This is a genomic window from Streptomyces sp. NRRL S-37 (assembly GCF_000721605.1).
Classification (GTDB): Bacteria; Actinomycetota; Actinomycetes; order Streptomycetales; family Streptomycetaceae; genus Streptomyces.
This window is the reverse complement of sequence record NZ_JOIZ01000021.1, coordinates 68,412-89,211: the sequence shown is the minus strand read 5'-3', so window position 1 is coordinate 89,211 and position 20,800 is coordinate 68,412. Positions and strand designations below refer to the sequence as shown.

General features: G+C 72.9%; 16 protein-coding genes and 1 tRNA gene. 6 read left to right on the top strand and 11 right to left on the bottom strand.

Annotated features, from left to right (window positions below; all coding sequences use genetic code 11):
• Positions 1–200: 200 nt before the first annotated feature.
• Entirely contained in the window at positions 201–1,349 is a 1,149-nt protein-coding gene (hppD, locus tag IH50_RS0128980; RefSeq protein ID WP_030868621.1) for a 4-hydroxyphenylpyruvate dioxygenase, read from the bottom strand.
• Positions 1,350–1,471: 122 nt separating this feature from the next.
• Between hppD and IH50_RS0128975 the strand changes: the two genes are divergently transcribed.
• From IH50_RS0128975 to IH50_RS0128955, 5 genes are read left to right on the top strand one after another with little or no spacing between them, the layout of a single operon-like run.
• Complete coding sequence (locus IH50_RS0128975) at positions 1,472–1,942, top strand: Lrp/AsnC family transcriptional regulator (RefSeq protein ID WP_030868617.1); 471 nt, start codon at positions 1,472–1,474, stop codon at positions 1,940–1,942.
• A gap of 30 nt (positions 1,943–1,972) precedes the next feature.
• A complete protein-coding gene (locus IH50_RS0128970) occupies positions 1,973–2,620 on the top strand; it encodes an ABC transporter permease (RefSeq protein ID WP_030868616.1) in 648 nt (215 codons plus the stop codon).
• A gap of 19 nt (positions 2,621–2,639) precedes the next feature.
• Positions 2,640–3,908: a betaine/proline/choline family ABC transporter ATP-binding protein gene (locus IH50_RS0128965; protein ID WP_051767498.1), complete on the top strand. Its 1,269-nt coding sequence runs from the start codon at positions 2,640–2,642 to the stop codon at positions 3,906–3,908.
• On the top strand, positions 3,905–4,780 hold the full coding sequence (locus tag IH50_RS0128960) for an ABC transporter permease (RefSeq protein ID WP_030868613.1): 876 nt from the start codon (positions 3,905–3,907) through the stop codon (positions 4,778–4,780). The genes IH50_RS0128965 and IH50_RS0128960 overlap by 4 nt, the downstream gene beginning before the upstream one ends.
• Positions 4,777–5,745, top strand: a complete 969-nt coding sequence (locus tag IH50_RS0128955; RefSeq protein ID WP_030868611.1) for a glycine betaine ABC transporter substrate-binding protein — start codon at positions 4,777–4,779, stop codon at positions 5,743–5,745. The genes IH50_RS0128960 and IH50_RS0128955 overlap by 4 nt, the downstream gene beginning before the upstream one ends.
• 183 nt (positions 5,746–5,928) lie before the next feature.
• On the opposite strand, the gene IH50_RS0128950 is transcribed toward IH50_RS0128955, so the two are convergent.
• From IH50_RS0128950 to IH50_RS0128930, 5 genes are all read right to left on the bottom strand, one after another.
• On the bottom strand, positions 5,929–6,720 hold the full coding sequence (locus IH50_RS0128950; protein WP_030868608.1) for a S16 family serine protease: 792 nt from the start codon (positions 6,718–6,720) through the stop codon (positions 5,929–5,931).
• A gap of 448 nt (positions 6,721–7,168) precedes the next feature.
• Positions 7,169–7,810, bottom strand: a complete 642-nt coding sequence (locus tag IH50_RS0128945) for an IclR family transcriptional regulator (RefSeq protein ID WP_030868605.1) — start codon at positions 7,808–7,810, stop codon at positions 7,169–7,171.
• A 276-nt stretch (positions 7,811–8,086) separates the two neighbouring features.
• Entirely contained in the window at positions 8,087–9,880 is a 1,794-nt protein-coding gene (locus IH50_RS0128940) for a DEAD/DEAH box helicase (RefSeq protein ID WP_030868602.1), read from the bottom strand.
• A 228-nt stretch (positions 9,881–10,108) separates the two neighbouring features.
• A complete protein-coding gene (locus IH50_RS0128935) occupies positions 10,109–10,306 on the bottom strand; it encodes a hypothetical protein (protein WP_030868600.1) in 198 nt (65 codons plus the stop codon).
• A 32-nt stretch (positions 10,307–10,338) separates the two neighbouring features.
• Positions 10,339–11,808 (bottom strand): MFS transporter, encoded by a 1,470-nt coding sequence (locus tag IH50_RS0128930; protein ID WP_030868595.1) that lies wholly within the window; start codon positions 11,806–11,808, stop codon positions 10,339–10,341.
• 221 nt (positions 11,809–12,029) lie between these two features.
• Here IH50_RS0128930 and IH50_RS0128925 point away from each other — a divergent pair.
• Positions 12,030–12,101 (top strand) — tRNA-Cys (locus tag IH50_RS0128925).
• Positions 12,102–12,164: 63 nt separating this feature from the next.
• On the opposite strand, the gene IH50_RS0128920 is transcribed toward IH50_RS0128925, so the two are convergent.
• From IH50_RS0128920 to IH50_RS0128900, 5 genes are all read right to left on the bottom strand, one after another.
• On the bottom strand, positions 12,165–13,340 hold the full coding sequence (locus tag IH50_RS0128920; protein WP_030868592.1) for an SUKH-4 family immunity protein: 1,176 nt from the start codon (positions 13,338–13,340) through the stop codon (positions 12,165–12,167).
• 227 nt (positions 13,341–13,567) lie between these two features.
• Positions 13,568–15,886 (bottom strand): xanthine dehydrogenase family protein molybdopterin-binding subunit, encoded by a 2,319-nt coding sequence (locus tag IH50_RS0128915; RefSeq protein ID WP_030868589.1) that lies wholly within the window; start codon positions 15,884–15,886, stop codon positions 13,568–13,570.
• On the bottom strand, positions 15,883–17,928 hold the full coding sequence (locus IH50_RS0128910) for a (2Fe-2S)-binding protein (protein ID WP_030868585.1): 2,046 nt from the start codon (positions 17,926–17,928) through the stop codon (positions 15,883–15,885). Before IH50_RS0128910 ends, IH50_RS0128915 begins: the two co-directional genes overlap by 4 nt.
• Positions 17,925–18,818 (bottom strand): FAD binding domain-containing protein, encoded by an 894-nt coding sequence (locus IH50_RS0128905; RefSeq protein WP_030868581.1) that lies wholly within the window; start codon positions 18,816–18,818, stop codon positions 17,925–17,927. The genes IH50_RS0128910 and IH50_RS0128905 overlap by 4 nt, the downstream gene beginning before the upstream one ends.
• 322 nt (positions 18,819–19,140) lie before the next feature.
• Positions 19,141–20,799: a beta-N-acetylhexosaminidase gene (locus IH50_RS0128900; protein WP_030868578.1), complete on the bottom strand. Its 1,659-nt coding sequence runs from the start codon at positions 20,797–20,799 to the stop codon at positions 19,141–19,143.
• Position 20,800: the final 1 nt, after the last annotated feature.

The following is a 20,800-nucleotide window of genomic DNA, read 5'->3' as shown; positions in this document are numbered from 1 at the left end:
CGCACCGTCCACTGGTGCGGGCCGGGGGCCGGTTCACTCACCGCCGTTCGCCGGGTGCCTCCCCCACTCTCGGCTGCGCTCGAGCGGGAGGTACCCCCACCGCCCACCTGTGCCGCCCTGGGGGTACCTCTCAGGCCCTTAAGGCGCTGGGGGAGGCACGACTGCCCGCAGCTACGCGGCACAGGCGTCCGCTTCAGCCCTCACAGGTTGCCGCGCTTGGCCTGCTCTCGTTCGATGGCCTCGAAGAGGGCCTTGAAGTTGCCCTTGCCGAAGCCCATCGAGCCGTGGCGTTCGATGAGTTCGAAGAAGACCGTCGGGCGGTCCTGGACCGGCTTGGTGAAGATCTGCAGCAGGTAGCCGTCCTCGTCGCGGTCGACGAGGATCTTCAGCTCGCGCAGCGTGTCGACCGGCACCCGCGTCTCGCCCGCCCACTCGCCGAGCGTGTCGTAGTACGAGTCGGGGGTGTCCAGGAACTGGACCCCGGCCGCGCGCATCTGGCGCACCGTGTGCACGATGTCGTTGGTGTTCAGCGCGATGTGCTGGACGCCGGCACCGCCGTAGAACTCCAGGTACTCGTCGATCTGGGACTTCTTCTTGGCGATGGCGGGCTCGTTGATCGGGAACTTCACCTTGAGCGTGCCGTCGGCGACCACCTTCGACATCAGCGCGCTGTACTCGGTGGCGATGTCGTCGCCCACGAACTCCTTCATGTTCGTGAAGCCCATGACCTTGTTGTAGAACTCCACCCACTCGTTCATCCGGCCGAGTTCGACGTTGCCGACGCAGTGGTCGATCGCCTGGAAGGAGCGCTGGGCCGGCGGCTCGACGATCGGGTCGGCGGCGACGTACCCGGGCAGGTAGGGGCCGTCGTAGCCGCTCCGCTCGACCAGCGTGTGGCGGGTCTTCCCGTACGTGGCGATCGCGGCCAGCACGACGGTGCCGTGCTCGTCCTTCAGCTCGTACGGCTCGGCGACGGAGCGGGCGCCGTGCTCGACGGCGTAGGCGTACGCGGCGCGGGCGTCCGGGACCTCGATGGCGAGGTCGACGACGCCGTCGCCGTGCGCGGCCACGTGGTCGGCGAGGAAGGCGCCCCACTCGGTGGACTGCTTGATCACCGAGGTGAACACGAAGCGGGCCGAGCCGCTCTCCAGGACGTAGGCGGCGGTCTCGCGGCTGCCGTTCTCCGGTCCGGAGTAGGCGACCAGCTTCATGCCGAAGGCGGTGGAGTAGTAGTGCGCCGCCTGCTTGGCGTTGCCCACGGCGAAGACGACCGCGTCCATTCCCTTGACCGGGAAGGGGTCGGCCTGCCGGGCGGTCACGTCGGGAGTGTGGTGTGTGGTCTGCGTCATAGGGGCAGCGTGGGACAGCTCCGCAAGGTGCGCAATAGTTTGCCTTTTCGCTGGACAATGTGTTCAGTCGTGCGGGCCCGTTCACGGGCTTTCTGTACAGGATGACCACTGGGGAGGGCCGTATGGCGATCGATCATCTGGACGGGCGGATCATCCTGCTGCTGGCGCGGGAGCCGCGCATCGGGGTGCTGGAGATGTCCCGGCGGCTGGGGGTGGCGCGCGGGACCGTGCAGGCCCGCCTCGACCGGCTTCAGTCGAACGGAGTCATCCGCGGATTCGGCCCCCAGGTGGATCCGGCGGCCCTCGGCTACCCGGTCACGGCGTTCGCCACGCTGCAGATCCGGCAGGGCCAAGGAGCCGACGTACGGGCCCACTTGGCGACCGTGCCGGAGGTGCTGGAGCTGCACACGACGACCGGCACCGGGGACATGATGTGCCGCCTCGTGGCGCGTTCCAACGCCGATCTCCAGCGGGTGATCGACCGCGTCGTCGGTTTTGATGGCATCGTCCGGGCCTCCACGGCGATCGTCATGGAGAACCCCGTTCCGCTGCGGATCATCCCGCTGGTGGAGCAGGCCGCGCTCGGCGAGTGAACCGACCTGGCGGAGCTGGGGTGAGCAGAGGTGAACTTCTGGGAGTACCTGGGGAGCCGGCATCAGCAGCTGCTCATCGACACCTACCAGCACGCCAGTGTCGTCTTCCAGTGCATGGTGGTGGCGACCCTGCTCGGTGTGCTGATCGGAGTGGTCACCTACCGCAGCGAGTGGGCGGGGAACCTGGCCACGACCGCCACCGCCACCCTGCTGACCATCCCGGCGCTGGCCATGATCGGTCTGCTGATCCCGGTGGTGGGGCTCGGGGTGCCGCCGACGGTGATCGCGCTGACGCTGTACGGGCTGCTGCCGATCGTGCGGAACGCGATCGTGGGGCTGCGCGGGGTCGACCCGTCGCTGGTGGACGCGGCCAAGGGCATCGGGATGTCGCGCGCGGCCCGGCTGGCGCGGGTGGAGCTGCCGCTGGCCTGGCCGCCGATCCTGACCGGGATCCGGGTCTCCACGCAGATGCTGATGGGCATCGCCGCCATCGCCGCGTACGCCTCCGGGCCCGGCCTCGGCAACCTGATCTTCCGCGGGATCGCCTCGCTGGGCAGCAAGAACGCGCTGAACCAGGTGCTCGCGGGCACGCTCGGGATCATCGTCCTCGCCCTGCTGTTCGACGCCGCGTACGTGCTGATCGGGCGGCTGACCATTTCCAGGGGGATCCGTGCCTGATCCGTCCGGTCCATCCGGTCTGCCCGATCCGCCTGGTCCTGAGGTGTCCGGGACGGAGTCCCGGTCGGTCGGGGCGACCATCGAGCTGGAGGGTCTGACCAAGCGGTACCCGGGCAGCGCGCTGCCGGCCGTCGACAACGTCAGCATGGAGATCAGGGCGGGCGAGACCGTGATCTTCGTCGGCCCCTCGGGCTGCGGGAAGTCCACCACCCTGAAGATGATCAACCGGCTGATCGAGCCGACGGGCGGCCGGATCCGCATCGGCGGCGAGGACGTCACCGACATGGACCCGGTGCGGCTGCGCCGCAAGATCGGGTACGCGATCCAGGCGAGCGGGCTGTTCCCGCACATGACGGTGGCGCAGAACATCGCGCTGGTGCCGAGGATGCTGCGCTGGCCCGCGGCCCGGGTGCGGGCGCGGGTGGAGGAGATGCTGGACCTGGTCGGTCTGGACCCCGGCGAGTTCCACGGCCGCTATCCGCGCCAGCTCTCCGGCGGCCAGCAGCAGCGGGTGGGCGTGGCGCGGGCGCTGGCGGCGGACCCGCCGGTGCTGCTGATGGACGAGCCGTTCGGCGCGGTCGACCCGATCACCCGGGACCACCTCCAGGACGAGCTGATCCGGCTCCAGCGGGAGCTGCACAAGACGATCGTCTTCGTCACCCACGACTTCGACGAGGCGATCAAGATCGGCGACCGGATCGCGGTGCTGCGCGAACGCTCCCACATCGCCCAGTTCGACACCCCGGAGGCGATCCTCACCAGCCCCGCCGACGACTTCGTGTCGGGGTTCGTGGGCGCCGGGGCGGCGCTGAAGCGGCTCAACCTGACCCGGGTGCGGGACGTGGAGATCACCGACTATCCGACGGTGACCGTCGACGACCCGGTCCAGCACATCTTCGACCGGCTGCGCTCCAGCGGCCACAACGAGATCCTGCTGCTCGACAAGCGGGGCCGCCCCTACAAGTGGCTCCGGCGCGGCGACATGACGCTCGCCAAGGGTTCGCTGGCCCGCGCGGGCACCCTGGTGCACGACACGGTGACCCGGGACGCGACCCTGCGGGACGCGCTGGAGGCGGTGCTCACCGACAACACGGGGCGGGTCGCGGTCACCGGGCGGCGCGGCGCGTACGAGGGTGTCGTGGACGTGGAGACGCTGATGAACTCCGTGCACGAACTGCTGGAGGCGGACCGCCTGGAGGCGATGGACGCCCAGCACGACCTCGAGGAGCAGCGGTCCGCGCAGACACACGCCGAGCAGGAGGGCTTCGGCGGGGAGGCGAAGGCGTGAGGGCCTCCGCTTCCGGTTCCTCCGGGCGGCGGCCCGAGGGCGAGCACGAGGTACGGGGGCATGTCTTCCGGGACGAGGGCGGCGGAGCGCCCGACGAGGCGGAGGCCCCTCCCCCGCCCCCGGCCGTGAAGCCGCCCCGGGTGACCTGGCGGAAGCTGACGTTCCTGCCGGTGGCGCTGATCGCCGTGCTGCTCGCGACCTGGCTCTGGTTCGAGCAGGCCGACCTCGACGCGCTCACCCGGAACGCGCTGTCGAACGGGCAGGTGACCAAGGCGCTGTGGCAGCACATCCAGCTCACCGTGATCTCGACGTTCTTCGTGCTGGTCATCGCGATCCCGCTGGGCGTCCTGCTGACCCGCCGCATGTTCCGCAGGGCCACCCCGGCGGCGATGGCGCTGGCCAACATGGGCCAGGCGACCCCGGCCATCGGTCTGCTGGCGCTGCTGGTGATCTGGCTGGGCATCGGCCGCAGGGCGGCCCTGATCGGCATCATCGCCTACGCCGTGCTGCCGGTGCTGTCCAACACCATCGCCGGGCTGAGGGCCAACGACCCGACGCTGCTGGAGGCGGCGCGCGGCATCGGCATGTCCCCGCTGGGTGTGCTCACGCGGGTGGAGCTGCCGCTGGCCGTCCCGCTCATCCTGGCGGGTGTGCGGACGGCGCTCGTCCTGAACGTCGGCACGGCGACGCTGGCCACCTTCGGCGGGGGCGGAGGGCTCGGCGTACTGATCACCACCGGGATCACCAGCCAGCGGATGCCGGTGCTGGTGGTGGGCTCGGTCCTCACCGTCGTCCTCGCGCTGCTGGTGGACTGGCTGGCCTCCCTGGCGGAGCTGCTGCTGCGGCCGCGGGGTCTGGAGGCGGGCCCATGAGCCGGCGTCTTCGTCTGTTCCTGGCCGGGGCGCTGCTGGCGGCGGCCCCGGGCTGCGGGCTGACCAGCGGCTCCCCCATGGTCGACGACGTGGAGCCCGGCTCGATCGGCAAGGGGAGGCCGCTGGAGGGCGCGGAGCTCACCGTCACGTCGAAGGAGTTCACCGAGCAGCTCATCCTCGGCGCGATCATGGGCATCGCCTTCCAGGCGGCCGGCGCGGAGGTCGTCGACCGGACCGGCATCCAGGGCTCGGTCGGCTCGCGGGAGGCGGTCGTCAACGGCGAGGCGGACGCCGGGTTCGAGTACACGGGCACGGCGTGGATCACCTACCAGGGCAACAGCAGGCCGGTCCCCGACCCTCGTAAGCAGTGGGAGGTGGTGCGGGACGCGGACGTGCGGAACGGGGTGACCTGGCTGGCACCGTCGAGGCTGAACAACACCTACGCCCTCGCCATGAGCCAGGCGAACTACGAGAAGTACCGCACGCGGACCCTCTCCGAGGTGGCGGAGCTGTCGAAGTCCGATCCGGGGGCGGTGACGCTGTGCGTGGAGGGCGAGTTCGCCAACCGCGCGGACGGACTGCCGGGCATGGAGAAGGCGTACGGCATGGACATCCCGGCGCGCGACGTCACACAGATGGACACCGGGATCATCTACACCCAGACGGCCAAGGGCGCCTGCACGTACGGCGAGGTCTTCACCACCGACGGGCGGATCAAGTCCATGAACCTGGTGGTGATGGAGGACGACAGGAAGTTCTTCCCCAACTACAACGCGGCGCCGACGGTCAACACCGAGACGTTCGAGAAGTGGCCGGCCATCGCGGAGGTGCTCGCCCCGGTGACGGCGAAGCTCGACAACACGGTGGCGCAGGACCTCAACGCGAGGGTGGACGTCGACGGGGAGGATCCGCACCAGGTGGCGCTGGACTGGATGGTGGAGGAAGGGTTCGTCAAGGAGGGCTAGGGGGTGTCGTTTGGATCAGGTCGGCTCCGGTGAGCGGTGCCCTGTAGCTCAAGCCGAGCGGGGTCTGGTGCCGTGCATCGCAAGGCGGAGGAGGGCGGCAGGGCGGAGCCCTGGCAACCGACGACAACGCGGCGAGGTGCGGTGCCAGACCCCGCGACCCCGACAGGATCCAAACGACACCCCCTAGCAGGCGGGGACGTTGCCGGGGTCCTTCTCCAGGGCGATCAGGGCGTCGACGGCGCTCTTGAGGGTGGTGACCGGGACCAGGCGCAGGCCCTCGGGGAGTTCGGCCCGCGCGTCGGAGCACTCGGCCTTCGGGACCAGGAAGACGGTGGCGCCGTCCCGCCTGGCCGCCTGTGTCTTCAGGGGTACGCCGCCGACCGCGCCGACGGTGCCGTCCGCGTCGATCGTGCCCGTACCGGCGACGATCCGGCCGCCGGTGAGGTCGCCGCCGCTGCCGTCGCCGTTCAGCTTGTCGACGATGCCGAGGGAGAACAGCAGGCCGGCGCTGGGACCGCCGACGTCGGCGAGCTCGAGACCGACCTCGATGCCGTCGTCCTCGCGGTTCAGGTAGTCCAGGGCGGCCCGGGTGGCCTCGTCCTGGGACTCCTCCATCTGCTCACGGTTGTACTGCTCGATCTCCTTGACGCTGTCGCCGCTGGGGTAGACGGAGTCGCGGGGCATGACCGCCTGGTCGGTGCTGAACCAGCTGTCGATGACGTCCGGGAGGCCGACGCGGGTGTCCGGGGAGGTCGCCTCGATCGTCGTCATCCGCAACTGCCCGCTGGTCCTGCGGACGGGGGCGCCGTCGATCGTGATGACCTGTGTCCCCTTGTTCTCCCCGAGCACGTCGGCGGTCAGCCCGGGCTGCGCGATGGAGAAGGGCAGCGGGGCGAACGCGGCGATGGCCAGCAGGGCGACGACGGGGGCGCCGAGCACGGCGAGGGCTTGGGGACGCGAGAGACGGGAGAACACGAAGTCAATCTAACGTGCCGCCGTTATGGGCATCCGTGCCCTTAAGGGCCTGGGAGGTACCCCCAGGGCGGCACGGGTGGGCGGTGGGGGTACCTCCCGCTCGAGCGAAGCCGAGAGTGGGGGAGGCACCCGGCAAGCACCGGTGAGTGAACCGGCCCCGGCCCGCACCAGTGAACGGTGCGGGTGCGGTCCGGGGGGACGTCGCGCAACCCGGCGCCGACGGGGTGCCGTCGCGCCCCCCCTCCCCCACTCTCGACTTCGCTCGAGCGGGGGGACCCCCATCGCCCTGCGGCACGACTGCCCGCGGCTGGGCGAAGGCGCGGAGCGCGGTCCCGCCGCACGGCTGCCCGCGGCTTGGCGAAGGCGCGGAATGCGATCCCGCCGCGCGGCTGCCCGCGGCGGCATGGGAGGCGTGGGTCCGGGCACGCCGCACGCGCGGCGCGGAGCGTCAGCGCAAGGCTTCCGCGACCTCTCGGGCCGCGTCCATCACCCGTGTGCCCACCCGCTCCGGGACGGCCTCCGCCAGCATCACCACGCCCACGCTGCCCTCGACCCCCGTCACCCCCAGCAGCGGCGCCGCCGCCCCGCACGCGCCCGCCTCCAGCTCCCCGTGCGTCAGCGTGTACCCCGGCTCGTCCGCCGTCCGCTGCCGGGCGGCGAGGATCGCCTTCCCGGCGGCCCCCCGGTCCAGCGGATGCCGGAAGCCGGCCCGGTACGCCACGTGGTAGTCCGTCCACGACGGCTCCACCACGGCCACCGCCAGCGCCTCCGCGCCGTCGACCAGCGTCAGGTGCGCGGTCGCGCCGATGTCCTCCGCCAGTGACCGCAGGGCCGGCATCGCCGCCTCCCGCACCAGTGGGTGCACCTGCCGGCCCAGCCTCAGCACACCCAGTCCGACCCGGGCCCGTCCGCCCAGATCGCGGCGTACGAGAGCGTGCTGCTCCAGCGTGGCGAGCAACCGGTAGACAACAGTCCGGTTCACGCCCAGTTTGTGGGATAGCTCGGTGACGGTCAGCCCGTGGTCCGTATCGGCCAGCAGCTTGAGGACACGCAGTCCTCTGTCGAGCGTCTGAGAGGTCTCCGCGGTCACGACGCCCACTCCTTAGTGGTGAGGTCGGCGGCCCCCTCGCGGCAGAGGCGTCACCGAGTCCCGTCGGTCACGCGCTTCAGAGGCCGCCGATCGGCCGGCGGCCCGGACGTGACCCGGGCACAGTCGCTTCACGGCTGCGCTCCGCGGCGGCGCTGCCACGGGGCGTGTGCGTAGCGTGACAGTAGCGAGCCGGTTCGGTCAGCGGAAGGCTCCGTCCAGAATCCGGTCACTCTCCCAGGGAAGTGGTTCCGTTTGTCCCCATACGCGCACACGGTGTCATCGCATGCGCGTGGCCCACTCCTGTACCTTTTCGATCCGCTGGCGCAGCTGTCCCGCCGTCGCCTCGGCCGAGGGCGGGCCGCCGCAGACCCGGCGCAGCTCGGTGTGGATCACGCCGTGCGGTTTGCCGCTCTGGTGGACGTACGCGCCGACGAGGTTGTTGAGCCGCTTGCGCAGCTCCATCATCTCCTTGTGGGAGACCACGGGCCGCCGCTCGGCGGGCAGTTCGAGCAGATCCGCCTCGGTGTCCGGCTTCTTGCGGCTGTGCGCGATCTGCCGGGCCTGCCGCTTCTGGAGCAGCAGCTGCACCTGGTCGGGTTCGAGGAGTCCGGGGATGCCGAGGTAGTCCTGCTCCTCGTCGCTGCCGGGGTGGGCCTGCATGCCGAACTCGGCGCCGTTGTACATCACCCGGTCGAAGACGGCGTCGGACTCCAGCGCCTCGAAGGGCAGCATGTCCTGCTCGCCGGTGTCCTCGTCCTGCTCCCGGTTCGCCTCCTCCATCTCCTTCTCGGACTCGGCGTACGGGTCCTCCTCACCCTCCTTCTTGGGCTTGTCGAGGACGTGGTCGCGCTCGCGCTCCATCTCGTTGGCGAAGCCGAGCAGGTCCGGGATGGTCGGCAGGAACACGGACGCGGTCTCGCCGCGCCTGCGGGACCGCACGAAACGGCCGACGGCCTGGGCGAAGAACAGCGGGGTGGAGATGGTGGTGGCGTACACGCCGACCGCGAGGCGGGGGACGTCGACGCCCTCGGACACCATGCGGACGGCGACCATCCAGCGGTCGGTGCCGCTGCTGAACGTGTCGATGTTCTTCGACGCGCCGGCGTCGTCGGACAGGACGACGGTGGCCTTGCTGCCGGTGATCTCGCGGATCAGCTTGGCGTAGGCCCGCGCGGAGTCCTGGTCGGCGGCGATGACGAGGCCGCCGGCGTCCGGGATGGCCTTGCGGACCTCGGTGAGGCGCTGGTCGGCGGCGCGCAGCACGGCCGGCATCCACTCGCCGCGCGGGTCCAGCGCGGTGCGCCAGGCCTGGCTGACGGCGTCCTTGGTCATGGGCTCGCCGAGGCGGGCGGCGATCTCGTCGCCGGCCTTGGTGCGCCAGCGCATGTTGCCGCTGTACGACATGAAGATGACGGGGCGGACGACGCCGTCGGCGAGGGCGGAGCCGTAGCCGTAGGTGTAGTCGGCGGAGGACCGCCGGATGCCGTCGTCGCCCTCCTCGTACACCACGAAGGGGATGGGGTTGGTGTCGGAGCGGAACGGCGTACCGGTGAGCGCGAGCCGCCGGGTGGCCGGCTCGAACGCCTCCAGGCAGGCCTCGCCCCAGGACTTGGAGTCACCGGCGTGGTGGATCTCGTCGAGGATGACGAGGGTCTTGCGCTGCTCGACGCGGTTGCGGTGCAGCATGGGACGCACGCCGACACCGGCGTACGTCACGGCGACGCCGTCGTACTCCCTGCCGAGCGGGCCCGCGCTGTACTCGGGGTCGAGCTTGATGCCTATCCGCGCGGCGGCCTCGGCCCACTGCTTCTTCAGGTGCTCGGTGGGTGCGACGACGGTCACCTGCTGCACGACGTGGTGGTGCAGCAGCCAGGACGCCAGCGTCAGCGCGAAGGTCGTCTTGCCGGCGCCGGGCGTGGCGACCGCCAGGAAGTCCCGGGGCTGCGTCTGGATGTACTTCTCCATCGCCCCCTGCTGCCAGGCGCGCAGCTTGCCGGCGGTGCCCCAGGGGGCACGGCCGGGAAAGGCCGGGGACAGGTGGTGCGAGGCGGTGCCGGCGGTGGTAGTCACGATCTCCGGTGGGGTGGCTCGGGTGACGCGGCTGCGTATGACAACCGGGCCACCCTACCGATGGCCCGGAGGTACCGGCGCCGCTACGCGGCCGTGCCACCCGAGGGTGGGACCGAGGTCACAGTCGGCGCGCGGAGCGCGGCAGCCGGGTGCGATCTTGGGCACGTCCGGCCCGAGCCGCTTCGTGAGGCGCGGCACATCGGGCGAGGGTGCGGGTGAGGTCGTGCGTCAGGCGAGCCGCCGGTTCAGCTCTTCACTCGCCTTCAGCACCTGTCCGGCCGCCTCGTCGAACAGCCGCGCACGCTCGTTCACGGCCGCGACCACCGCATCGTGTGCGAAGGCCCGCATGCTGCGCCCCTCCACGGCGGCACGCTCGCGCAAGGCGTCGAACTCTTCGTCGGTGAAGCACAGGTTCAGTCCGGCCATGCCCCGACGCTACTACGCGACGCCACCCGGAATTATGCCGATTTCGTCCGCACCCGCGTGGCCACCCACACCCCCGCCAGTGCCACCGCCGCCATCGGCAGGAACACCGCGGCGAAGGCGGCCGGGTGGGAGCCGGTGGCCTCCGTGGCCGCGTGGCTGACCGTGCCGCCGCCGAGGGCCGCGAAGGCGGCGCCTCCCGCGGCCAGCAGGACGACGTTGGAGAGGCCGTCGGAGATCTGGAGGGCGGCGGAGTTGGTGCCGGCCTCCTCGGGGGCGGAGAGCTGGAGCAGCAGCACGCTGGTGGAGGAGATCACCAGGCCCATGCCGAAGCAGCCGAAGGCCCAGGCGACCGCGACCGTCCAGGCCGGTACGGCCTCGATCAGCACGCTGGGGGCCGCCGCGATCGCCGCCGCCACCAGCACCATGCCGAGGGCCATCAGGCGTTCCCGGTACGGCTCCAGACGGGGCCGGGACTGGACCCAGGAGCCCAGCGCCCAGGTACCGCCGCCCGCCGCGAGGGAGAATCCGGCGAGGGTGGGGCTGAGGCCGCGCTGGGTGACCAGCATCAGCGGGACGAAGGACTCCGCCGCGATGAAGGAGCCGGCGGCGACCCCGCGCAGCAGGACGACCGAGGGCAGTCCGCGGGCCGCGCGGTAGGTGCCGCGCGGGAGCAGGCCGAGCACGGCCGGGACCAGCAGGGCCACGCCCAGGGCGCCCGGCAGCAGGGACAGCCAGCGCAGGTCCTGGGCGGCGTACTGGAGCAGGCCCGCGCCCAGCGAGATCGCCAGGGCCAGCCGGATGCGGCGGCCGTCGAAGGAGGCGGGCTCGTCCGTGTCCCCGTTCACCGGGCCGGACGCCAGGCGCCGTATCTGCGGCAGCGCGAGTGCCAGCGGGAACACCACGAGCACCGGTATGCCGAGGAACACCCAGCGCCAGCCGATGTGCTCGGTCACCGCGCCGGAGGCCAGCGGGCCGACGATCGACGGCACCACCCAGCTCGCCGCGAACGCCGCCATGATCGCCGGCCGCAGCCGCTCCGGGTAGGCCCGTCCGACGATCACGTACAGCGCGACGATCACCAGTCCGCCGCCGAGTCCCTGCACGGCCCGCCCCAGGATGAACAGCCACATCGCCCCGGCCGTCCCGGCGAGCAGCAGCCCGGCCGCGAAGGAGGCGATGCCCCAGGTCAGCGGTGCGAGCGGGCCCCGGCGGTCGGACCACTGACCGGACAGCACCATGCCGAAGAGGCTGGTCGTGAAGTACCCCGAGAACGCGAACGCGTACAGCGGCACCCCGTCCAGCTCGCGCGCCGCCACCGGCATCGCCGTGCCCACCGCCGTCGCCTCGAAGGCGATCAGCAGCACCACGGAGACGATGCCGATGCTCAGCGCCCGGTAGGGGCCGCTCAGCACGGTCTCGTCGGGGGCGGCGGCCGGAGAGGGAGCGGCGGCGGGCTCAGTGACATCGGTGACATCGGTGTCACGCGGGTTCGGGGCGGTCATGACCGCCAGCGTAAGGGCCACGACACGGTTTGACCCCTGTCGGGGGTCGGGGCCGGCACCGGGACCTTGGTCGTAGGACCGGCGCCGTCCTTCATGAACGGCGTATGGCAGTCGCATTGCGGCCCCCGGCCTTCCCTTCCCCGCCGCGCCCGGCCCCCCGTACGGTCATCACACCGGTTCGGAACGGCGAGGCGCCCCACACGGCGCCCGGCCACCGACACGGCCGTGTGCCCGAGTGGCCCAGGGACTCGCCTGCAAAGCGAGGTACGCGGGTTCAATTCCCGCCACGGCCTCCCCAGGGGCGGGGTGCTCTCCGGAGCGCCCCGCCCCTCCGCGTCAGCACCCCCTGCGGAGCGCTACAGCACGCCGCCCGCCTCGTCCTGGAACAGCTCCGTCCAGTAGTGCCAGTCCGTGTCGGGCGTCGTCCCCGTCGGGTCGATGGACGACAGCACCTGCAGCATGGTCAACGCCAGCTGGTCGTACGTGTCGCTGGTCAGCGCATGCCCCGACGCCTCGTCGATGGCGTGCTCGCGGTGGAGCAGCCAGAGGGTGAAGGCGAGCGTGGAGATGTCCGTGTTCAGGGGGTGGAGGACGCCTTCCGGTTCGCTCCAGTTGAGCACCGCGCCCGTGGTGCCGTCGACGACCAGGCTGTTGTCCTCGATGAGGTACCCCAGGCGTATCAGGTGCTCGGCGCGGGCGGGGAGGCGGGCGTCGGGGAGCTCCCGGTCGTCGGTGTAGTACTCCGCGAGGGTGCGCAGCGGAAGGTCGGTGTCCAGCTGGAAGAGGAAGCCGTCCTCCGGCAGGCCCGTCTCGCGCAGGAAGCGGCGGGTCGGCTCGTGGGCGAGCGTGGCGGGGAAGTCGACCTCCTCGAAGCGGACCACTCCGCCCCGGCCGAACTCGTCGTCCAGCAGGCGCAGGGGGAGGTCCAGGGCGAGGCCCGAGGCCGTGCCGGGGCCCGCCACCAGGGCCAGCGGCCTGATCAGCGCGGCCATCCGCCAGAACGGCGCCGGCTCGCCGTCCGCGCCCTCCTCGAAGACCGCCAGGAGCTGCCGGGAGGCCTCCGCGACCGCCTTGGTGCCGTACCGGCCCGCGTAGGCGGCGAACTGCCCTCGCAGGCCCGCCAGTTCGTCCGTCGCCGCCGCGAACCGCACCAGCGTCGGCAGGGACGGGGCGAGCGGGCGGCGGTCCATCAGGTCGGGGCGGTCGGGGAAGAGGAACGTCGTGGACACCTCGCCGGTCGCCCCGTCGAGCAGCACCGACTCCGTCTCCAGACCGGCCGGGCCCAGCAGTCCGCCGATGACCAGCTGGTCCCGCAGCTCCGCGGAGAGCCGGTCGCCGGGGCCGTCCGTCGAGTCGCCCACCGTGCGCGGGCCGCCGGGCCGGGTCAGCTCCGCGAAGCCGAACAGGCCGCTGTCGGAGGGCAGTCCGGGACCGGTCAGCCAGTCGCGCGTGGGCGCGTGCGTGATGAAGGGATCGAGGCCGGCGCCGGTGAGTGTGATCGCCGTCGCGACAGCGGTGTCGGTCGTGCTCATGATTCCCCCGCGATACGTGTGCTCGGTCCCGGGCCCGCGAACGTACCGCCCCGGGCAGGACGGCCCGGCCCTTCCGGACCCGTCGGCCGTCCCCACTTCTCGGAACACTACGCGGCACCACTGACAACGCCCCGGACCGAGGGCGGCGAACGCCACGCCCCCGTCACACAAGACGCCTGAATGACCGTTCGCGTTGCCTCCCCCGGGAGAATCACCCGAAACGGCGCTCAGCCCCCGGCCGTCACCACCGCGGCCTGCGGCCGGATCGGCAGCCGGTTCACCGGGCGGCCCGTGGCGGCCCGTACGGCGGACGCGATCGCCGCCGGCGAGGTCACCACCGGCACCGCGCTGACCGCCTTCGCGCCGAACGGCGCGACCACGTCCCGCTCCTCGACCAGCTTCACGATGTGGACGTCCGGCGCGTCCAGCGCCGTCGGGAGGGCGTACCCGGTCAGGTCGGGGTGGCGGACCAGCCCGCGCGGCGTGCGCAGGTTCTCGGTGAGCGCGGCGCCCAGGCCCTGGGTCACGCCCGCCTCGATCCGGGCGGCGAGCTGCGCCGGGTTCAGCACCCGGCCCACGTCCTGGGCGACCGCCAGCTCCACGACCCGTACCGAGCCGAGCTCGATGTCGACGTCGACCACCGCGCGGATCGCGCAGAAGGACATGCCGACGAAGGCGTCGCCCTGACCGGAGGCGTCCAGCGGCTCCGTCGGGTGCGGGCGGCACTGGGCGGTGGCCCACAGCTCCTTGCCGTGCAGCTCCTCGGCCACGGTCGTGGACAGCACACCGTCGTACGAGGTGATCTTGCCGTCGGTGATCTGGAGCAGCTCGGTGGACATGCCGAACTTGTGCGCGAGGGGCTGGAGGAGCTGGGTGCGGACCATCTTCGCCGCGCGTTCCACCGCGCCGCCCGACACCCACGTGTGCCGGCCCCGGCAGCCCGGTCCCGCCGGGGGCTGGTCGGTGTCGACGGGCGCCACGTGCACCTCGTCGACGCCGAGGGTCTCCTGGACGATCTGCCGGGCCAGGGTGGAGAAGCCCTGGCCGTTCTCCACGGCCGCGCACAGCACCGTCGCCACCCCGTCCTGGACCCGCACGGTGGCCGTGGACACCTCGTCCGCGCCCTCCGCGCCGAGCATGTGCACCATGCCGAGGCCGTAGCCCACGCCCCGGCGCACCGCGCCCGGTTCGCCCGCGCCCTCGGGGCCGCCGGGCAGCAGCCACTCGTCCTCGGGGGTGTCCTTGGGCAGCGGCGGCAGCGGGAAGTCCCGGACCGCCTCCAGGAGTTCCGCGACCGGGGCCGGGCAGGTCACCGTCTGGCCGGTGGGCAGGACGTCGCCGGTGGCCATCACGTTGCGCAGCCGCAGCTCCGCCGGGTCGACGCCGAGCTTCTTGGCCAGCTTGTCCATCTGCGCCTCGTAGGCGGCGCACACCTGCATCGCGCCCTCGCCGCGCACATGGCCGGAGGGCGGGTTGTTGGTGCGCACGGCCCAGCCCTCGATGAAGGCGTTGGGCACGACGTACGGGCCGCAGGCGAAGGCGACGGCGGCGGCCAGGGCGTCGGAGGAGGTGTCGGCGTAGGCGCCCGCGTCGAGCAGGATCTGCGCCTCGACCTTCACCAGCCTGCCCTCGGCGTCGGCGTGGTGGCGGTAGCGCAGCAGCGTGGGGTGGCGGTGGGTGTGGCCGAGGAAGGACTCCTCGCGCGTGGCGGCGAGTTTCACCGGGAGGCCGGTCTTCAGCGCCAGCAGGCCGAGCGGGAGCTGGAAGCCGCGGTCCTCGCGGTCGGCGGTGGCGCCGGGCACCCCGGTGACGACGACCTTCACCCGATCGGGTGCCAGGCCGAACGCGGCGGCGGCGGTGTCCCGGTCGCCGTGCGGGTCGGTGGAGGCCAGGTACAGCTCGACGCCGCCGTCCGGGCGGGGCACGGCGAGACCGGCCTCGGCGCCGATGGGGGCGGGGTCCTGGCGGCCGATGCGGTACAGGCCCTCGACGACGATCTCGCCGGCCGCGTCGGGGTCGCCGTGGCGCAGCGGGATGTGCCGGATCAGGTTGCCGTCGGGGTGCAGCGGTTCGGCCTCGAACGCCTGCTCGGGGTCGGTCACCGGGTCGAGCACCTCGTACTCGACGATGACGGCGGCGGCGGCCATCCGCGCGGTGTCGGGGTGGTCGGCGGCGACGGCCGCGATGGGCTCGCCGTGGTGGCGTACGACCTCGGAGGCGAAGACCGGGCGGTCGGCCGTGCCGCGGCCGTGCAGCGGGTCGCCGGGGACGTCCTCGTGCGTGACCACCGCGCGGACGCCGGGCATCTCCCGCGCGTGGGTGGTGTCGATGGACACGATGCGCGCGTGCGGGTGCGGTGAGCGCAGCACGGCCGCCCACAGCAGGCCCTCGGCCCACAGGTCGGCGGCGTACGGGAAGGTGCCCTCGGTCTTGGCGCGGGTGTCGGCGGCCGGGAGGGAGACGCCGAGCCCGTGCGGGAGCGGTTCCGGTTCGGGGGCGGCCTCCGCGGCCCGCACGGCCTGCGCGGTGGCTGCTTCGTCGGTCACGCCTGGCCTCCGTCCTCGCCGTACGGCTGGTCATGGGGCTGCTCGTCGGGTCCGGGGGTGCCGAACGCGGCGGGGTTGACACCGCCGGCGCCGGGGCCCGCCTGGTGCGGGATGCGGGGCGCTTCCGCCTCGTCGTCGGAGTCGTCCTCGCCGGAGGCGGCGTACGCCTCGCGTTCGGCGACGACCTCCTTGACGGCGTTCACCACGCCCCGGTAGCCGGAGCAGCGGCAGAGGTTGCCGCACAGGGCCTGGCGTGTCTCCAGTTCGGTGGGCGCCGGGTTGCCCTCCAGCAGGTCGTGCACGGTCATCGCCATGCCCGGCACGCAGAAGCCGCACTGCACGGCGCCGCACCGCGCGAGCGCCCGCTGCACGTCCGAGGGGTGGCCGTCCCGGGCCAGTCCCTCGACGGTACGGACCTCGCTGCCGGCCGCGGTGACGGCCGGGACCAGGCAGGACGCCACGAGCCGGCCGTCGACCTGCACGTTGCAGGCCCCGCACTCGCCCTGGGAGCAGCCGTCCTTGGCACCGGCGAGACCGAGCCGTTCGCGCAGCACGTAGAGCAGCGACTCGCCGATCCAGGCGCCGGTGACGGGCCGGTCGGTGCCGTTGACGCGGAGCACGTAGGAGGCGAGGGGGTGGTCGTCGTGGGGTGCGACCGGCTCGCCCCGGTCGTCCGGGGTGTCCGGAGCGCCGGGTGCCGTGCCGGTGTCCGGGGACCCGGCGTCGGCGGGTCCTGTCGCCGGTTCCGCGTCCGGAGCGGGCTCGGCGGGAGCCGCGGAGGGCTCCGACGGGCCCTCGGCGGCCTCGGGGGCACCGTGGGTGTCCTCGGCGGCCTCGGAGTCCTCACCGGCCCCGGGAGCGGGCTCCGGGGCGTCCTGGCCGCCGGGGTGCGGGTGCTCCCGGGGTTCGGCCGAGGCACCCTCGGCGGCGAACGGCCGGTGACCACCGGCGTGCCCGGACGGCTCCTGGGACGCGGGGCCGTCGCCCCGGCCGCCGGGCTCGCCGTGGAACTCCGCGGTGTGAGCGGGTGTGTCCGGGGCCTCCGGCGCGGGTCCGGCGTCCGGCCGCCCGTGAGCGGCATCCGCTCCGGGCCGCTCCGGCGCGTGCTCGCCGGCGGGCTGCACGGGCGTGCCCTGAGCCGGCGTCCCGCCGTACACGTCCTGACCCACGGGGGCCTCGCCCCGGTCACCGGGCTCGGCGTACGGCTGCACGGGCGTGCCCTGAGCCGGCGTCCCGCCGTACACGTCCTGACCCGCGAGGGTCTCGTCCCGGTTTCCCGGCTCGGCGTACGGAAGGGGTTCGGCGGCGGGCAGGGGCTGTCCGCCGTACGCGACCGCGCCGGGCGGCCGCTGGGGGGCGGGGGCGTCGGTGTGGGGCCGGGGGCCGGGTTCCCGCGGGTCCCGCGCGGGGGCGTGTTCGCCGCTCCGCGGCTCCTGGTCCTCGTCCTGCGGGACCCCGGGTACGCCGGGCCCCCACGGGCGGCCGATGGACTCCGTGGGCGCCCAGGGGGCGGGGGCGCCGCCCGGCAGGGTGGCCGGCGGGGTGCCGCCCCACTGCTCGACCAGGGAGGACGTGGTGAACTCGCCCGACTCGTCCGGCAGGTCGCCGTCGGCCACGGGGATCGACCACTGTCCGGTGACGTCGTGCCCCGGCGCCGGGTTCTCCGCGGCCGGCTCCTCGTAGGTCCACTGCCCGGTCGCGCCGGGGTGGTACGTGAACCGGTCCCCCGGTGCCGCGCCCGCCCCGGGAGCCTGCGGGTCGTGCCACTGGGCGCCGTCGACGGGCGCGCCGGGCACCCCCCAGGAGCCGGTGGCGGCCGGGTGGGTGCCCGCGCCGGCCGCCGGGTCGACCGTGATCTGCGGCGGCACGTAGCCGTGGCCGGGCGCGGCGAGCGGGCTCTCCATGGCGTCCAGCAGGGCGTCTATGCCGCCCTCGGGGAGGTTCACGAAGGCCGTGGCGCCGTCGTCGTAGTCGCCCTGGGGCAGCGGGTCCCAGCGGCTGCCGCCCGGGGGCGTGCCCTGTCCGTGCTGGTCGTCGGTCACGACAGCGCCCTCCCCAGTGCTCGTCGGGCCAGCGCGGCGACGGTGCGCCGCAGGTGCAGTACCGCGGGCGGAAGCGGTGGGACGGTGCCGTCCTCGCCGGGGGCGGCGTCGGGGATGCAGGCCGCGGCGACGTACTCCCCGAACGCGTTCAGTGCCTCGGGCACGATCGCGCGGTTGTTGTCCCAGTCGATGAGCTGCGCGACCCACTGCTCGGCCTGCAGGGGCCGCAGCGGCATCGGAGCTATGGCGCCCACCGCGCAGCGCACCCCGCGGCGGGCCGGGTCGAGCACCAGGGCGACGGAGGCGACCGCGCGGCCGGGGCCGGTGCGGCCGGTCGCCTTCAGGAAGACCTGGGGGGCGTGCAGCAGCGGCACGCGCACGTAGCCGATGAGTTCGCCGGGGCGCAGCAGGTCCATCCCGGCCAGCAGGTGCGACACCGGGAGTTCGCGGCGGACTCCGCCCGGGCCCGCGATGATCAGCGTCGCCTCCAGCGCGGCCAGCACCGGCAGCGCGTCCCCGGTGGGGGCGGCGGAGGCGATGTTGCCGCCCAGGGTGCCCGCGTTGCGGATGTGCGGCGGTCCGGCCGCCCGCGCGGAGGCGGCGAGCGCCGGGATGAGGGCGGCGAAGTCGGGGCGGCCCATGCGCGCGTGGGTGAGACCGGCGCCGAGCAGCGCGTGTCCGTCCAGGTACTGCCAGCCGCGGATCTCGCTGATCTTGCCGAGGCCGACCAGCGCGGCGGGCCTGAGCTGCCCGGAGTTGACGGCGGCCATCAGGTCGGTGCCGCCCGCGACGGGCACGGCGGCGGGCATCGCCGTGAGGGCCGCCACCGCCTCGTCGAGTGTCGTGGGCAGCGTCACGGCCTGCGCCGCCTGCGGTGCGTGCGTGCTCAAGTCCGGCTGCCCCTTCCCGCTGCCCCACCTGGTCCCACCTGTGCTGCCGTACGGTACGGCCTGACAGGGCGGACGTGGCAACTCTGGCACATCTTGGCAGGTGCCGAGGACGGGGGTCCGCTAGGAGGCATTCGCCCACCTCACCCCGGGCGTGGTCGATTTCTCCCCTCATCACCGATGCGCTCGGGATCGATACTCTTCAGTGACTTTTCCACCCGTTTCGCATGACCCGTTCGGGACGGACCGAACAGGTGCGCACACCCCGTTCCGGGTTCCCGGCGCCGGGCGGGCCGCCCCGCGCCGGGAACCCGGAACGGGCGGGCTACAGGCCCGGCGGCGGGCCGTCGATCGGGCGCCCCAGGATGCCCGGACGCCGCTGCCAGGGCAGCGGTCCGGTGGGCGGCCGGTAGGCGACCCCGAGGGCGTCCAGGCGCCGGTAGTGGGCGGTCATCCGCCGTTCGAAGCCGGCGAAGTCCCGGTCGGCGGGGGCGGGCAGATCGCTCCAGGCGACCTCGCAGAACGCGGCCAGCCGGGGGAACGTCTGGTAGTCGACCCGCCCCTGGTCCTCCATCACCTCGGTCCACACGTTGGCCTGGGTGCCCAGCACCCGCGCGGCCTCCTCGCCGGTCAGCTCCGACGGCACGGGCTCGAACCGGTAGACGTCCTCCAGGGTGCGCACGTACCCGATCGGCACCGGCTCGTCGGGGCCCGCGTCCTGACGGTAGTCCAGGTACACGTACTGCTGGGGGCACATGACCACGTCGTGCCCCGCGCGGGCGGCGGCGACCCCGCCGGAGTAGCCGCGCCAGGACGACACCGCGGCGCCCGGCGCCAGGCCGCCCTCCAGGATCTCGTCCCAGCCGATCAGCCGCCGCCCCCGCGCGGTGAGCCACTGGTCGAAGTGCCCGATGAACCAGGACTGGAGCGCGTCCTCGTCCGGCAGACCGAGGTTGCCGATCTGTTTCTGCGCGGCGTCCGACTCGCGCCACTGGTCCTTGAGGCATTCGTCGCCGCCGATGTGCACGAACGGCGAGAACGGTCCGGCGTCCGCGGGGAACAGTTCCAGGACTTCCTCGAGCACCCCTTCGTAGAAGCGCAGGGTGTTGTCAGTGGGGGCGAGTACGTTCGGATTGATCCCCCAGGTGTCCCAGACGGTCAGGGAGGCGGTGTCGATGACATCGGAGTTGCCGAGTTCCGGATACGCGGCGATGGCGGCCTGCGAGTGGCCGGGTACGTCGATTTCCGGGACGACGCTGATATGCCGCTCGGCGGCGTAGGCGACGATCTCGCGGATGTCGTCCCGGGTGTAGTGACCGCCGTGCGGCCTGTCGTCCCACAGCGGTGAGGCGCGGTGGCCGATTTTCGTCCGGGCGCGCCAGGATCCGGTCCCGGTGAGCTCCGGATACCGCTGGATCTCGATGCGCCAGCCCTGGTCGTCCGTCAGGTGGAAGTGGAGGACGTTGAGTTTGTGCGCCGCCATCAGATCGAGATAGCGCAGCACGCCTTCCTTGGGCATGAAGTGCCGGGCCACGTCGAGCATGAGTCCGCGCCAGCGGAAGCGGGGCGCGTCGTCGATGATCTGGTGCGGGATTCCACGGGTGATGCCGGGCCGCACGGGCGCCTTGCGGAAGGCGTCCGGCCCGAGCAGCTGGCGCAGGGTCTGGGCGCCCCAGAAGACACCGGCGGCGCTCCCGCCGGTGATCTCGATGCCCCAGTTGGTGACGACGGCGAGGCGGTAGGCCTCGGGGGCGAGCGTGTCGTCGACGCGCAGCCGCAGGCTGTCGCGGGCGTCCTCGGGGCCCGGCCGCAGCGGCAGCCCCAGGGCGGGTCCGAGTGTGGAGCGCAGCCAGCGTTCCGTGGTTTCCGTACCGGACCCGGCCCACAGTGTGGTGGCGGGGGTCAGTTCGACACCGCAGCGCATCGGCCCCTCCACGGCCCGGGGCGCGGGGACGAGATCCGTAGTCGAGGTCACGTCGGTCATG

Bases quoted from the DNA above. Each gene is read 5' to 3' on its own strand.
- hppD (WP_030868621.1), bottom strand. From the start codon at position 1,349: ATGACGCAGACCACACACCACACTCCCGACGTGACCGCCCGGCAGGCC.
- IH50_RS0128975 (WP_030868617.1), top strand. From the start codon at position 1,472: ATGGCGATCGATCATCTGGACGGGCGGATCATCCTGCTGCTGGCGCGG.
- IH50_RS0128955 (WP_030868611.1), top strand. From the start codon at position 4,777: ATGAGCCGGCGTCTTCGTCTGTTCCTGGCCGGGGCGCTGCTGGCGGCG.
- IH50_RS0128935 (WP_030868600.1), bottom strand. From the start codon at position 10,306: ATGGCCGGACTGAACCTGTGCTTCACCGACGAAGAGTTCGACGCCTTG.
- IH50_RS0128930 (WP_030868595.1), bottom strand. From the start codon at position 11,808: ATGACCGCCCCGAACCCGCGTGACACCGATGTCACCGATGTCACTGAG.
- IH50_RS0128920 (WP_030868592.1), bottom strand. From the start codon at position 13,340: ATGAGCACGACCGACACCGCTGTCGCGACGGCGATCACACTCACCGGC.
- IH50_RS0128900 (WP_030868578.1), bottom strand. From the start codon at position 20,799: ATGACCGACGTGACCTCGACTACGGATCTCGTCCCCGCGCCCCGGGCC.